The sequence below is a fragment of the Candidatus Nitronauta litoralis genome (genome assembly GCA_015698285.1).
GTDB lineage: Bacteria > Nitrospinota > Nitrospinia > Nitrospinales > Nitrospinaceae > Nitronauta > Nitronauta litoralis.
On the sequence record CP048685.1, the window covers coordinates 767,095 to 780,495 of the forward strand.

General features: G+C 48.1%; 10 protein-coding genes. 7 read left to right on the top strand and 3 right to left on the bottom strand.

Features of this window, described 5'->3' with window-relative positions; translation table 11 throughout:
• Window positions 1-91: 91 nt before the first annotated feature.
• From oadA to G3M70_03510, 3 genes are read left to right on the top strand one after another with little or no spacing between them, the layout of a single operon-like run.
• The gene (oadA, locus tag G3M70_03500; protein ID QPJ61004.1) at window positions 92-1,885 is read left to right on the top strand and encodes a sodium-extruding oxaloacetate decarboxylase subunit alpha; all 1,794 of its coding nucleotides are present in this window, start codon (window positions 92-94) and stop codon (window positions 1,883-1,885) included.
• Window positions 1,885-3,066 carry a sodium ion-translocating decarboxylase subunit beta gene (locus G3M70_03505; protein QPJ61005.1) on the top strand — a complete coding sequence of 394 codons (1,182 nt, stop codon included), beginning with the start codon at window positions 1,885-1,887 and terminating at the stop codon, window positions 3,064-3,066. Before oadA ends, G3M70_03505 begins: the two co-directional genes overlap by 1 nt.
• A 4-nt stretch (window positions 3,067-3,070) precedes the next feature.
• Window positions 3,071-3,343, top strand: coding sequence for an OadG family protein (locus G3M70_03510; protein QPJ61006.1), 273 nt, complete (start codon window positions 3,071-3,073; stop codon window positions 3,341-3,343).
• 110 nt (window positions 3,344-3,453) lie between these two features.
• On the opposite strand, the gene G3M70_03515 is transcribed toward G3M70_03510, so the two are convergent.
• Complete coding sequence (locus tag G3M70_03515; GenBank protein QPJ61007.1) at window positions 3,454-7,281, bottom strand: hypothetical protein; 3,828 nt, start codon at window positions 7,279-7,281, stop codon at window positions 3,454-3,456.
• A 338-nt stretch (window positions 7,282-7,619) separates the two neighbouring features.
• On the opposite strand from G3M70_03515, the gene rlmB reads away from it, so the two are divergent.
• Window positions 7,620-8,366: a 23S rRNA (guanosine(2251)-2'-O)-methyltransferase RlmB gene (rlmB, locus tag G3M70_03520; GenBank protein ID QPJ61008.1), complete on the top strand. Its 747-nt coding sequence runs from the start codon at window positions 7,620-7,622 to the stop codon at window positions 8,364-8,366.
• 59 nt (window positions 8,367-8,425) lie between these two features.
• On the opposite strand, the gene rpsU is transcribed toward rlmB, so the two are convergent.
• Complete coding sequence (gene rpsU / locus G3M70_03525; protein ID QPJ63695.1) at window positions 8,426-8,623, bottom strand: 30S ribosomal protein S21; 198 nt, start codon at window positions 8,621-8,623, stop codon at window positions 8,426-8,428.
• Window positions 8,624-8,807: 184 nt separating this feature from the next.
• Between rpsU and G3M70_03530 the strand changes: the two genes are divergently transcribed.
• Both G3M70_03530 and G3M70_03535 read left to right on the top strand, forming a co-directional pair.
• The gene (locus G3M70_03530; protein QPJ61009.1) at window positions 8,808-10,001 is read left to right on the top strand and encodes a PDZ domain-containing protein; all 1,194 of its coding nucleotides are present in this window, start codon (window positions 8,808-8,810) and stop codon (window positions 9,999-10,001) included.
• A gap of 18 nt (window positions 10,002-10,019) precedes the next feature.
• Entirely contained in the window at window positions 10,020-10,460 is a 441-nt protein-coding gene (locus G3M70_03535) for a DUF1801 domain-containing protein (GenBank protein QPJ61010.1), read from the top strand.
• Between the two features lie 54 nt (window positions 10,461-10,514).
• On the opposite strand, the gene msrB is transcribed toward G3M70_03535, so the two are convergent.
• Complete coding sequence (gene msrB / locus G3M70_03540; protein QPJ61011.1) at window positions 10,515-11,759, bottom strand: peptide-methionine (R)-S-oxide reductase MsrB; 1,245 nt, start codon at window positions 11,757-11,759, stop codon at window positions 10,515-10,517.
• Between the two features lie 378 nt (window positions 11,760-12,137).
• On the opposite strand from msrB, the gene G3M70_03545 reads away from it, so the two are divergent.
• Complete coding sequence (locus G3M70_03545; protein ID QPJ61012.1) at window positions 12,138-13,388, top strand: hypothetical protein; 1,251 nt, start codon at window positions 12,138-12,140, stop codon at window positions 13,386-13,388.
• Window positions 13,389-13,401 lie beyond the last annotated feature (13 nt).

The window sequence follows — 13,401 nt, forward strand, 5'->3', positions numbered from 1 at the left end:
AAAGGTCTATCCCCTTGGAAGAAATTCAATCTTCCCGGCTCCATTCTCCGAGGTATTTCAGGTTTGGGCCGGAAAAATAAGGATATTGCTGATGACCGCTTCAAACCCGCTAAAGATTACCGATGTCATCCTGCGCGATGCACACCAGTCCCTGCTCGCCACCCGGATGAAAACCGAAGACATGCTCCCCATCGCGGGCAAGCTCGATCAGGTGGGATTCTTCTCACTCGAGATGTGGGGAGGCGCGACCTTCGATGCCTGTGTCCGTTTCCTCAACGAGGACCCCTGGGACCGGGCACGTCAACTCAAGATAAAAGCACCCAATACCCCTTTCCAGATGCTCCTGCGCGGGCAGAACCTGCTGGGCTACCGTCATTACGCAGACGATATTGTTGAGCGGTTCGTCAAACAATCCTGCGATGTCGGTATCGACATCTTCCGGATTTTCGACGCACTCAATGATTTCCGCAACATCCGGAAAGCCATGGAAACGGCCAAACAGTACGGCGGGACTGTAGAGGGAACCATCAGCTACACCGTCAGCCCGGTTCATACGGTAGAACGCTACATCAAGATGGCCAAAGTCCTGGAAGACATGGGGTCGGACATCATCTGCCTCAAAGACATGGCGGGACTGCTGACCCCTGAAACAACCGCGGGCATCATCAAAGGAATTAAGGAAACAGTCAAACTGCCAGTCCATTTACATTCGCATGCCACCACAGGACTGGTTGGCATGAACTTCATGCGTGCCATCGACGCTGGAGTGGACATGGTTGATACCACGATTTCTGCTATGTCCATGGGCACCTCTCATTACCCCACGGAATGTCTGGTGGCTGCTCTTAAGGGAACCGAACGCGACACGGGTCTGGACCTCGACCTGTTGCATGAAATCGCTGACTACTTTAAGGAAGTACGTACCCATTACGCTGAATTTGAAAGCGACTTCAAAGGCGTCGATGTCAAAATCCTCGATTCACAGATTCCAGGCGGCATGATTTCCAACATGGAAAACCAGCTCAAGGAGCAAAACGCGATCGACAAGCTTGACGATGTTCTCCTTGAAGTACCGCGCGTCCGCAAGGATATGGGGTATCCCCCTCTCGTAACTCCTACGAGTCAGATTGTAGGGTCGCAAGCCACATTGAACATCCTGACCGGCGAGCGTTACAAGGTGATCACCAAGGAAACCCGTGATTGTGTGATGGGAAAGTATGGGCAACTTCCTGCAGAAATTGAACCGACCCTGCTTGAAAAAGTAAGCGAGGGGAAAAAAATCATCGACTGTCGGCCTGCCGACCTGCTTGAACCGGAGTGGGAAGACCTCTGCAAGGAACTGGGCGATAAGCACACGTCTGATGAGGACCGGTTGACTTATGCCATGTTTCCCAAAGTGGCGCTCAAGTTTTTTGAAACACGTGGCAAGCCGCTTCCTGAAAAAGCGCCCGCATCCAACGGGTCCAGCGCAACCCCGGCAGCAGCACCAGCCGCGGCACCCGCGCCTGCCGCAACCCAGGGACCTGCAGCCTACACCGTCCATGTCAATGGCAAACCTTACAACGTTCAGGTTGCGCCGGCAGGAACAGCCGTTGCCGCAGCCCCTGCACCCGCGGCAGCACCTGCAGCCGCCACGGCCCAGGAAGCCGCACCTGCAAGTGGTGGAGGTGGTGGATCAGCAGTCACGTCTCCATTACCGGGATCAGTCTTCGCTCTGAAATGTCAGGTTGGCCAAGTGGTCAATAAAGGCGATGCTGTAATCGTATTGGAATCCATGAAAATGGAAAGTGAAGTTCATGCTCACGTATCCGGTCGTATTGATGCCATCCTGGTACAGGAGGGTGCCAATGTTCAAACCGGTGACGAACTGGTCTTGATCGTCTAATGGAATTCACACTCTCAGATTCATTGTCGCGAATTGCGGCATCGACGGGTTTCTCTGCCCTGACCGGCGGGCATGCGGTGATGCTGGTAATTTCATGTGTCCTGTTTTACCTGGCCATCTATAAGGAGTTTGAACCTCTTCTCCTGTTGCCGATTGGTATGGGGTGCATGCTGGCCAATCTTCCCATGAGTGGCCTGGCCAATACCGATGTGGGTGGCCTCTTTTACCATTTCTATTTCGGTGTGAAGCATGAAATTCTGCCACCTCTGATATTCCTTGGGGTGGGGGCGTTAACGGACTTCGGCCCCATGCTGGCAAATCCCTATACATTATTACTGGGAGCTGCTGCTCAACTGGGTGTTTATACAACACTCATCGGCGCGGTTGTTCTCGGATTCAATATGCAGGAAGCCAGCGCGATAGGCATCATTGGTGGCGCAGATGGACCGACTTCGATTTTCCTGGCGGCCAAGCTTGCGCCACATCTACTCGGACCAATCGCTGTTGCAGCTTATTCTTATATGTCGCTGGTGCCGTTGATCCAACCGCCAATCATGCGATTCTTCACTACCAAAAAAGAACGCCAGGTGAAAATGGAGCAGCTCAAGCCCATCTCACCCCATGTAAAAATTATTTTCCCGATAGCGGTCACTCTCATCTGCTGTTTGATGCTCCCGGGTGTTGCTCCACTGCTGGGAATGTTGATGCTGGGCAACCTGTTTCGCGAAAGCGGTGTAACCCAGCGCCTCAGTGATACCGCGCAAACACACTTGATCAACATTGTCACAATCCTGCTGGCGCTTTCAGTCGGTTCTTCCATGACCGCCGAATCATTCCTGACCATAGAGACGATCAAGATCATCGTTCTCGGTTTGATCGCCTTTTGTTTTGCAACAGCAGGCGGTGTTTTATTTGGAAAGTTTATGTACTACGTCACCAAGGGCAAGGTCAATCCGCTGATTGGTTCGGCGGGTGTGTCTGCCGTACCGATGGCGGCACGCGTCTCGCAAAAAGTTGGCGCGGAGGAGTTAAAAGGGAACTATCTTTTGATGCACGCGATGGGACCAAACGTAGCGGGTGTGATCGGCAGTGCTGTGGCGGCGGGAGTTTTCCTGTCTCTATTCGGCGGTGATGTTGGTGGAGCCGCCCATACTGCGATGGTTCTCACGGCAGGAGAATAAAGTTATGGTTGCGCAGGCAGTTCAAGTCTCAATCCTTGCAATGGGAGTGATCTTTACCGTATTGACCATTCTCATCGGGGTGATCCAGGTCCTCGTAAAATTTATTCCTTACCAGGAGCCACCTGCAAAAGCACCAACAGCCTCTTCGCGAACAACTGCAGGGGGAGCAGGCTCTGAAGAGGAATCCGAAGTCCTCGCCGCCATCCACGTCGCCGTCGCTCACCACCGGGGCGAATCCCCGCAATCCATCCAGATCACCAACGTCCAGTCGCAGTAACTCCTCGAAATAGAACCTCGATGACCTGCAAGCAAAACTCTCCTTGTAAACGGCTCAAATAATTAAAAGGATTTGCGCCGGATTAAAATACCGGTTAAAAAAATTGGTAATCACTCTGTTGTCGTTGGCGAATCGGGAATGAGGTCGGTGGGAGACTGGATTATGCCCTGGAAAATGCCAACCACTTTTTTGCCGAGTGATGTGAAGGGGATTGGGTAGACTTCCGGGTTGTGGAAGCTGCCTTTGACTGTGTAATAGTTTTTAAACAGGCTTTGTTCATCGCCTGCGGTAATGATTTTACCGACCAATGGAATCTTGGTGAGGAACCGGTCGAGTTCCCGCAAGGGAGCGACACCCACGACTGTGTCCATTCGGAATCGCCCCATATCAAAATCACCCACCATCGACATGCGCTGGTCCGGCTCTTCAAACATGAAATTTTCCGTACGCGCCTGTCCTCTTTTAGATACAAAGTTCCCAAAAATATCAACGTAGGGTGTCGGTGGAAGTTTCATCTGCTTTGGTGTGATATTTCCCGAAAACCCGAACAGCTCGTTCAACCCATGGCGCAACCGGTACGTCTGCAATTCACCTTTTGAAATATCAAAAGCTATTTCTCCATTCAAGTTGCTGAACATTTCCTTCAAATCTTTACCCTTGCTGTCCAGCTTTGCCTTGAACCAGTTGAGCTGACCATTCAGGCTGTCATCAAATATGGGACTAAAGATGCCGAGGAACCCTTCGGCCCTGATATTACTTGCGAGCACCAGCCCATCAAACTCGATTCGTTTCGGATCTTTTAAAGAAACGGTACCCTGTGCTTCAATCTGGTCTCTATTCGTCCGACCAACACTCAGCTTCTTGAAGTCAAAAACTTTACCCTTGAAAGACATATTGCCCTTCAGTCGTTTCAGGGTCCATTTTTTGAAATTGAACCGATCCAGTTCAATATCCACAGACCCCGAACCCTTGCTCAAAAGTTTTGAGGTACGCCACCAGCCAGGTTGTTCCAGTTCTTCCCGTGTTCCAGGTTCAGGCAACAGCTCACTGAAGTAAACACCGTCTCCCCGCAATTTCAATTCCAGTTGAGGGGCAGGGCCTGCATAATAGCGACCATTGAATTCGGTCCGGGTTTTACCCGATTCAAGTCGCCCTTTACTTATTTCAACATTACTTCCCGTCCACTTGACATCCCCATCCACCGTAAAATTTTTCAAAAAACCTTCCGGCTTAAATTCCAGTTGTTTCAGGGTAGCGGTTCCTTTGTACAAGGCATCTTCCAATCGTCTCACATTCCCCTGCCCATCAAGACTCATTTGCACGATCCCACCAAAATTGTTTTGCAAAGCCGGAATGTACGGTGCCATGGGAAGAGTTTTAAAATCCTTCGCCTCCAGATGGGCTGAGAATTGCGGGTTGGATGGCTGCGCGATGCGAGCGTGACCGGAAACCTTATTATCCTCAAGTTCAAACGTCATTTCCTTTATATTCAATCCACCATCTGGCAACACGCGACCTATCATGGCTATTTTATTTGGCACTCCCTTGGGCTTGACCAACCAGTCTCCATAACGGTAATCGACCTGAGAAAGGTCGACATGATTTTCAAACTTCTTGTATTGCCGATTGCTCTGCCAGATAAATTCCATTTTGGCAAATCCATCGTACCTGAGCGTTTCCAGAAAGGGTATGTCTGTGAAGTCTGATGGCTTAAACTCGGATGAACTTGCACGCAAGACCAGTTCCGGATTTTTGGAATTCATGAACAGGTATTGCCCCTTGATTTTTACTGGTGAATCCCCGTACCAGGCTTCTTTGGTTTCTACGCGTATCTTGTTCTTGTCAAAAAATAAAATTCCGGACACACCCATCAGAGGTCGGAATCCGGATTTATGTTGCATGGTGACTTTTTTCAATTCCACAAGCCCGAGCGGCCCTGATGGCTCCAGACTGAATTCGGCACCCTGACCCCGAAAATCAACCAGCACTTCACCTCCGGAAAAACTTACATTTTCCAGTACTGATTTAAACCTTCCCAGCAGTGAATCAGATGCCAGCTCTGCCGCTTCCAGCAACCCCAACTTTACTTTGCCATAAACCCGGCGTATTGGGCTTCCCTTTGCAAGCGTTGTCTCACCTGCCAGGTCAACGATCTTGTGTGGCCCTAGATTTCCGGAAAAACCTTCAAGCTTAACTTCCCAGGGAGGAGCATCATTAATCTCTTTCAATACAATATTATCCGGCCTGTTAGTGAATCGAATCCTGCCATTGATGTTTTCAAATGGCTTGGTCAGTTGATCCTGTTTAAAGGAAGCATTCTCGAGTAGCATCGCTCCTTCGATTTCCAGTTTATTCGGTTCTTCAAGGGGTCCCCGGAAATGCAAGTGAACACTGCCCTCTCCTTTCAAGTCCTTGAAAAAGGCAAGTTGATTTTCAAACGACCGCGTGTCCATAACCTGCCGGAGAATGCCCTTCAACTCCTCGAGTTTGAATTGCCCGTCAACAGTCCAGCTCACTACTGGATGATTCATCACCGATGTGACATTTCCCGATAAACCCGAAATCAGGAAGTCCTGATATTGGGCCTGACTGATATTGATAGCATTTTTTTCCGGCATTAACTTGAGTCCGCCCGTTACCTGCTTCAGTTTTGGCAGTTCTGATCCAAAATCGACCTTGTTCAAAACCAGTTCCGCGCTAAGACGTTTCAGGTTTTCCGGACGGGCCAGATGATTTAACTGGTCAAGAGTCCCGTTAAAATCAAACGATCGAATTTCAAGCATTCCTTTTTCAAATCGTTTCTGAAATGCGGTGTGTGTTTTTGGAAAAAATAATTTAAAAGGCAATAGCTCCTGGGTTCTCTCGACAGCAAAGGGAGTACTCGAAACTTTCAACCTCACCTCCGGGTTTTTCTTTGAGTGGCCTGCATAAGCCCCTTTGACTTTGAAGTCAAAGGCGCCAAAGCGATAGTCCAGGCGATTGAACTCAACAAGATCCGGTTTGACGGTCACGTCAAAATCGATAGCACTCTCTGGAGATTCAGGAAATCGAAACCGTTCTGGAGACAGAGCCTTATGGTTTCGGGAAATAAAAACTTTGCCTTGATAGTTCACGCTCTTTCCAGGATTCCAGACGAACTCAGAATCTGTGGACAAGGATTTTTCGGTTGGAAGAATGGCAAACACCTTATCTAGATACTTTCCAAACAAAGGGATGTGACCACCAACCAGCTGCAGGCTGCCCTGCAATTCAGGATCTCCCGGGTTTTCATCCGATTCTTGCCAACGCCCGTTTATTCTAAAGGGTGATTTCAAATCATGCGGCCCATCCATATTGCCCTCAAGGGAAAACAACAGGGCTGATTCTAGGATGGGTTTTGATAGAGAAGCATTAACATTCTCCGCCACCAACCGGATAGGAGCTTTTTCAGAAATCCAGGGATCAACAAATATCAGTGTTGCATCTTTAATATCCAGACGACGCACACGCTTCCAGTTTTCTCCCAGTTTCCCTTTAGCGTTCATAGTATCGGTGCGAAAATCCCCTAACCCTTCAATAGCCCAGCCACGTCTGCCTTGCCGCGTGACCTTAAGCCTGGCACCATGAAAACTGACTTTCTGGATTTGGGCATTCTGATTTAAAAGTGACCAAAGCCCCATGGTCACACCTGCCTGGACTGCAGTGAACGTTTCAGACGGTTTCGCTGGATCGCTTAATACAAGGTTGTGCAACTTCAACCCAACACCTTCAGAAAAATCCAGGCTGATGGTTTTTATATTGACCTGCCGTTGGGTGAGTTCCTGAAGTTGTTCAACCACCAACATCTTTAAATTTTCAAGGTCGCGGAATTGCAGATACACCAACCCTGCTACAATAGCGACAAGGCCGATCAATCCAAAGAAAACACTATAAAAACGTTTACGGGTAATTAGGGGCACGGAACCCATGGAAGGCCTGAAAGTTTTTTCAACTTCCAGACAAAAGTCTGCTAGGTTTGTGGAAGACCCGATCCTGAACCGGAACAGTGAAGGTAATTCTTGAATGATTGATCAGGGGTCGGACAGATTACTACCGGACATCTCGAACGATTCAATTGCTTTCCCTTCGGCAAGCCGGGAACCCTTAAAAAATAGGTCGTTCCTTGCCAAAAATCATATTGGGATGTCTTAATACAGTATAAAATGATGGCAGCTAATATTCAATGACCCCGTCGCCTTGGAGATGACTACCTAAGGTTTTGATTTTAATATAAAACCCTGTTTCAACGGATAACTCAATGACCGCTTCACCCAAAACTGAAATGATCATGGGACTTCACCCTGTCCGCAAAGCATTGGAATCGGGTAATCGCGCCTGCGAAAAACTGGTAGTCGCTTCCGGAAGCCCGAAAAACAGGCTGCATCCGATTCTGGATCTGGCTCGCAAAAAGGGCGTTCCGGTGGAAACCCTCTCGCCTTCAGTATTCCAGAAACGATATAAGGATAAAAATAATCAAAACCTGGTCGGATACTTCGCGGTTCGACGATCCCAGAATCTGGAAGAACTGCTTGAAGCTACTTCACATTATAAAAACCCCATCGTGGTTATCCTGGATGAGATCCAGGACCCACAAAACCTCGGTGCCGTGCTTCGCTCAGCCGAAGTGCTGGGTTTGCAGGGCGCGATTATCCCCAACCGCCGGGCAGCACCCCTCAATGCCACTGCCGCCAAATGCGCCTCCGGCGCATTGGAAATCCTGCCGGTGGCCACCGTCACCAATCTGGTCCGAGCAGCGGAAGAACTGAAAGAAAACGGGTACTGGGTGGTCGGTCTAGATCCGGAGGGCCCAACCGATTGTGGATCGTTTGAATTTAATTTTCCCCTGGCTCTGGTACTGGGTGGAGAGGCGAAGGGGATTCGTCCTCTGCTCAAAAAAACCTGCGACGCAACGATCAAGATTCCCATGCAAGGACAGGTGGAATCCTTAAACGCCTCCGCAGCTGCAGCCATTGTTTTTTACGAAGCCTGCGGCAAACGGAAATAAAAAAACGGCCGGAGCAATCTGCCCCGACCGTTTTCCAGTTTTCTTTTTTACCTCTTACATTACATACCGCCGCCCCCGCGCCGCATGGCGGACTTGCGTTTTTTCTTGGCTTCCTTCTGCTTCCGTTTTTTCTTAACAGAAGGTTTTTCGTAAAAGCGCCGACGTTTTAATTCCTTGAGTAATCCTTCTTTCGTCATCTGGCGCTTGAGCGCCTTCAGCGCTTTATCAACCTGATTCTGGTGTACTGTGACTTCCAGCAAAAAGCAACAACCTCCTTTATTATGGAATAGCGGGCTTTAATGTGGGAAGCTGTCTGTAAGAGTTAACCTCTTCCCGCTTCACCCGGCAGGCGTCCCTGGGACACGCTGTGATCGAAAATCGAAGTGGGTATTATCTTTCATCAAAAGAATAATGTCAATATAACGAGCCTCCGGTGACACCATGATCCGTCCATTAATGTTCACTTACCTGTTGTATTACTTGATGTTCCTCCCTTTGCAGGCGCTGGGAGAGGATTACGCAGTCCCCAACGGCGGTTCCCCTTACCGCAGCTTATCTGACTTAAAGGACAACCAGATCCTGCACCTTCCCACTGGTGTGCTGGTTTCCAAAAAACAGATGCTGGATACGATTGCGGCCGCCCGGGTCATCTATATCGGTGAAACGCACGACAATATCGAAGCACACCGTGTGCAGCTTGAAATCCTGAAAGCCGTTTCAGACCGGTTCCCAGGCAAGGTGGCGGTCGGGATGGAAATGTTTCGGCGGTCCGCTCAACCTGTTCTCGACCAATGGCACCGAGGGCAAGTCCCGGACAAAGAATTTAACAATTTGTTTAGGCAAAATTGGGGAGGTGGGTACCGGCTGTATCTGCCGATTACTGATTTTATGAAAAGCAGTCAAATTCCCATAATCGGATTGAAATCCTCCACAGATACTGAACAAATGCTCAGGGAAGAGGGACTGAACACGCCTGGACTACCCACACTCGATTTGACTGATCCGTATCACAATGCTTACTCGATGTCCCTGTTCGGTGCAAACAAGGATCATGCGCCCGAGGTTCTGAAACCTTACCAGATGCTGGTGCTGTGGGAAGAATCGATGGCCCAGTCGGTAGCGGAGTTTTTATCAAATCCGGAATATGCGGACTTTAAACTGGTCGTGCTGGCGGGTGGTTTTCATGTCCAGTATGGCTATGGAATACCCAAGCGCGCGTTTCGAAGAGTGCCCCATGCCTATACAATCGTTTTGCCACACATCACCCAAACACCTGAAGAATTGAAAGATCGTGAAATGAAAGTCGACCCGGTTTCAATTCCCCTCTACAGTGCCGATTTTGTATGGGCGGTTTCTTATGTTGTGGAACAGGACAATGGAATCAAACTGGGTGTGATGCTGCAGGAGAAAGAAGACGACGGACTGTGGGTCACCTCTGTCATGGAAAGCTCAAACGGGAAGCGCCTGGGAATACAAAAAGACGATAAGATCGTCAGCATGGATGGCAGCCCGATCACCAACATTGACGACTTGCGTGAATTACTTAAGACAAAATCTAATGGCGATGCAGTGACTGTTAGAGTTCGAAGAGGAGACGAGCCTCATACCCTCAGTGGCAACCTTAAAGGGAAATAATCTTGTTGTGATAAAAAGATGAAAGCGATAAAAAACTCTATCGTTTACCAAAAATTTAAATCCTATCCTGAGCCCTTTCAATCGAAACTTCTGTTCCTCCGGCAATTGGTGTTCGACACTGTGCAAGAAGCCGAAGGAATAGAAAACCTGGAAGAAACCTTAAAATGGGGCGAACCCAGTTATATTTCGAACAGTGGCAGCACACTCCGAATGGATTACAAGAAATCAAAACCAAATCAATATGCTTTATATTTCCATTGCCAGACAAAACTGGTAGATACCTTTAAAGAACTTTATTGTGACAAGTTTAATTTTGAAGGAAACCGGGCAATTATTTTTAACGAAGATGACGAGATTCCTATCAAGGAAATAAAACATTGCATCGCCATGACCCTGACCTATCACCGCATTAAACACCTTCCTTTGCTGGGCGCAGGAAAAAAATCACCTTCCAAATAAAAAAGAGGCTGGGCCCGAAGGCTCAGACTCTTTTTCTTTTTTTTGTCGACTCGCTCAGGTCGATTTCTTTGCATTGGGAAACAGCGAGAGATATTCGCCATAACCTTCCTGTTCCATTTTGTCCACTGGGATGAACCTCAAACTGGCGGAATTGATGCAATAGCGCAGGCCAGTGGTATTTTTGGGTCCGTCGTCAAACAGATGACCGAGATGTGAGTCGGCGTGCTTCGAACGGACTTCCGTTCGTACCATGAAAAAGGTGGAGTCCTTTTTCTCAATGATATTTTCAGCCACCAGCGGGCGGTCGAAGGAAGGCCAGCCGGTACCGGACTCAAACTTGTTGATAGAACTGAACAGCGGCTCACCGGACACGATGTCAACGTAGATGCCAGCCTCGTGGTTGTCCCAGTATTCATTTTTGAAGGGAGACTCGGTGCCTTCTTTCTGCGTTACCTTGTATTGCAAATCCGTCAGCCGCTTTTTCAATTCATCGTCAGACGGTTTTGTATAGGAATCTTTCATGGTAGATACCTTTATTGGTACACCTTCAACATTGGTTTTGGATAAGGACTGGTTCTTCCGAGACAGACCTGCACGGGCAGCCGTTGCTGAAGATTGAGATTTAAATGAAGCCTTTTGGATTCTATATTCGCGGTCTTCTCCCCAGTGCTTGTCGATGAACTGGTCGCGCCCGGAACCATACCGGTAAGAATGATATCGAACCGGGCTCTTCCTAAAAAAATCCTGATGATATTCTTCCGCCGGGTAAAACTCGTTCACTTTAACAATGGGGGTGACTATTTTACCATCAAAACGACCGCTTTTAATGATACGGTCTTTTGAAGCCCCGGCCAGCATTTTCTGATGATCGTCATGATAAAAAATTGCTGTTGTGTACTGGTGACCCCGGTCGACAAACTGACCACCATCATCGGTAGGATCAATATTCCGCCAGAAAATTTCAAGCAGGTCCTTGTAAGTGACTTTTTCCGGATCATAGGTGATCTGCACCGCTTCCAGATGCCGGGTTTGACCTCGCGCCACTTCTTTATATGTAGGGTTCTTCTTTTCTCCACCCGTAAAACCTGAGATGACCTGACCCACTCCATTGATCTCCTCGAAGGGTGTCTCCATGCACCAGAAACAACCACCGGCAAAAGTCGCTTTTTGTAAATTTGAACTAGAAACCTTTTTAACCTGCTGAACGGGTTCTTCTCCCATTGAGAACGCGCTTAAATTGGTTAGCGCCAGAACCGCTACACCCGCAAAAATTATGGATATCAGGTTGGAGTTTTTCATTTTCCTTGTCCTTTTTTTCATATCAGCTGCAAGAGCCTGGAATTTATTTTAAAACGCCGCGTTTTTTACCTGCTGGTTGGTCGAGGTTGCCAACAACAACTTACAACCCGATCTGAGATCAATCATTATTTCCATCCATCCGTTTTCCAAGAATATCACAGACTGTTCTGCTCACATTTCAAGTCAGCCTCACAAAGCGTTAATTAACACTTAAGAATAGCCGGAGCCCCTGGACCACCCCCTCCACAACCTGCCGGAAACAAATTGAGCCAATATAAACAATGGGTTACAATATAACCGTCTGAAGTTTGAGAAAGTCGGGCTTTTTCATATCCAGCCCACTTCACACTTTTCAAACAAAAAGGCAACGGAGGCGACATGGGAAAATATACAGGCACCTTGATGTCTTCTGCGGATTTTCGCAACAAGGTTAATACCTTAAAGTTAAAGTCAAAACTGAAAAAAAAATTTTTGCCCTATGTAGACACTATCTGTCGACTCATCGACAAATATCACAGTTTTGCTAAATATTATGTCGCACAACGACAGAATATTCTAATGGAAATTAGAACAGCCTGTTCGGATTGCGCAGGAGCGGGCATGGCGGAACAAGACGACAAGCCTCACGTTAAAGCCGTCAAAAACCTGGGTACTTTTTGTATAGGTAAAATCAAGAATGAACAGGCCCGCGCGAAAACCATTGAAAAACATCTCACCGCTGCAACAGGGCGCCGAGGTCTGAAAGGAATTTTCAGGTATGAAAAATTAAATAAACCCGGGCTGCCGGGCATGCGCGGTGATGATATTGTCCAATTGTCTGATAATGATGCTGAATATGCGAAAACACTTCTTCAGGAATACGAGCTCAAGCTAACGGGGGACGATGGTCAGGATTATTACATGTTAAAAAAACTGATCAAAGAAGCACGCGGGAATACAGCTGGAATAGCAGGGTGGGGCCTTGTTTACATGAATGAGGAGCAACGCAGCGCTTATAAATTAACGTTCGCAAAAAACACGGTGCGAAGAAGAGAGAAGCTCTATACAACAGCAAAACAAAATGAAAACATTTATGCCGCCAATCCCGCAGGTCAAATTTTTGCTGCTGGTAATGTCGACGCAAGTAAGGAATTCAAAAAATTTTATCAGAAAATGGGGTTTAAATTCGATAGGGCAGCCATGCACCACTCATCATTCCTCTCCGGTGCCGATGTTATGTGCGCAGGAACCCTTGAGGTGATCGAAGGAAAACTAATCTATATTTCCAATAACAGTGGTCACTATAAACCCAATATTGACGACCTTCAGGCTGTATGCAATGCCATTCTTATCGATTACGCCCCTTCAAAGGAGTGCTACGCCCTGTTTACGGATATCGATGCCAAGGAATATCCTGCTTTAAGAAGGGAAAACCCCTTCGGTGATGAACCGGTTGGCAACACATTCCACTTTCCTATTGTAGAATTTGCCAAGCTTGGGCGAAATATCCCAAAACCGGAAAGTTATGCCCAATACAAGCTGGCAAGCCGGGCTCCAGCAGCACCTCCCTCCCGTTGGGTCTTTGCCCATAGAAGGAGTGCCCTACAAAAGCCCTTGCTGCGAGGCACAAAAGGAAAAGGGAAAGGCTAGCCAAAAACCCTTT

Bases quoted from the DNA above. Each gene is read 5' to 3' on its own strand.
- rlmB (QPJ61008.1), top strand. From the start codon at position 7,620: ATGACCGCTTCACCCAAAACTGAAATGATCATGGGACTTCACCCTGTC.
- oadA (QPJ61004.1), top strand. From the start codon at position 92: ATGACCGCTTCAAACCCGCTAAAGATTACCGATGTCATCCTGCGCGAT.
- G3M70_03535 (QPJ61010.1), top strand. From the start codon at position 10,020: ATGAAAGCGATAAAAAACTCTATCGTTTACCAAAAATTTAAATCCTAT.
- G3M70_03505 (QPJ61005.1), top strand. From the start codon at position 1,885: ATGGAATTCACACTCTCAGATTCATTGTCGCGAATTGCGGCATCGACG.
- msrB (QPJ61011.1), bottom strand. From the start codon at position 11,759: ATGAAAAACTCCAACCTGATATCCATAATTTTTGCGGGTGTAGCGGTT.
- G3M70_03510 (QPJ61006.1), top strand. From the start codon at position 3,071: ATGGTTGCGCAGGCAGTTCAAGTCTCAATCCTTGCAATGGGAGTGATC.
- G3M70_03530 (QPJ61009.1), top strand. From the start codon at position 8,808: ATGATCCGTCCATTAATGTTCACTTACCTGTTGTATTACTTGATGTTC.
- G3M70_03545 (QPJ61012.1), top strand. From the start codon at position 12,138: ATGGGAAAATATACAGGCACCTTGATGTCTTCTGCGGATTTTCGCAAC.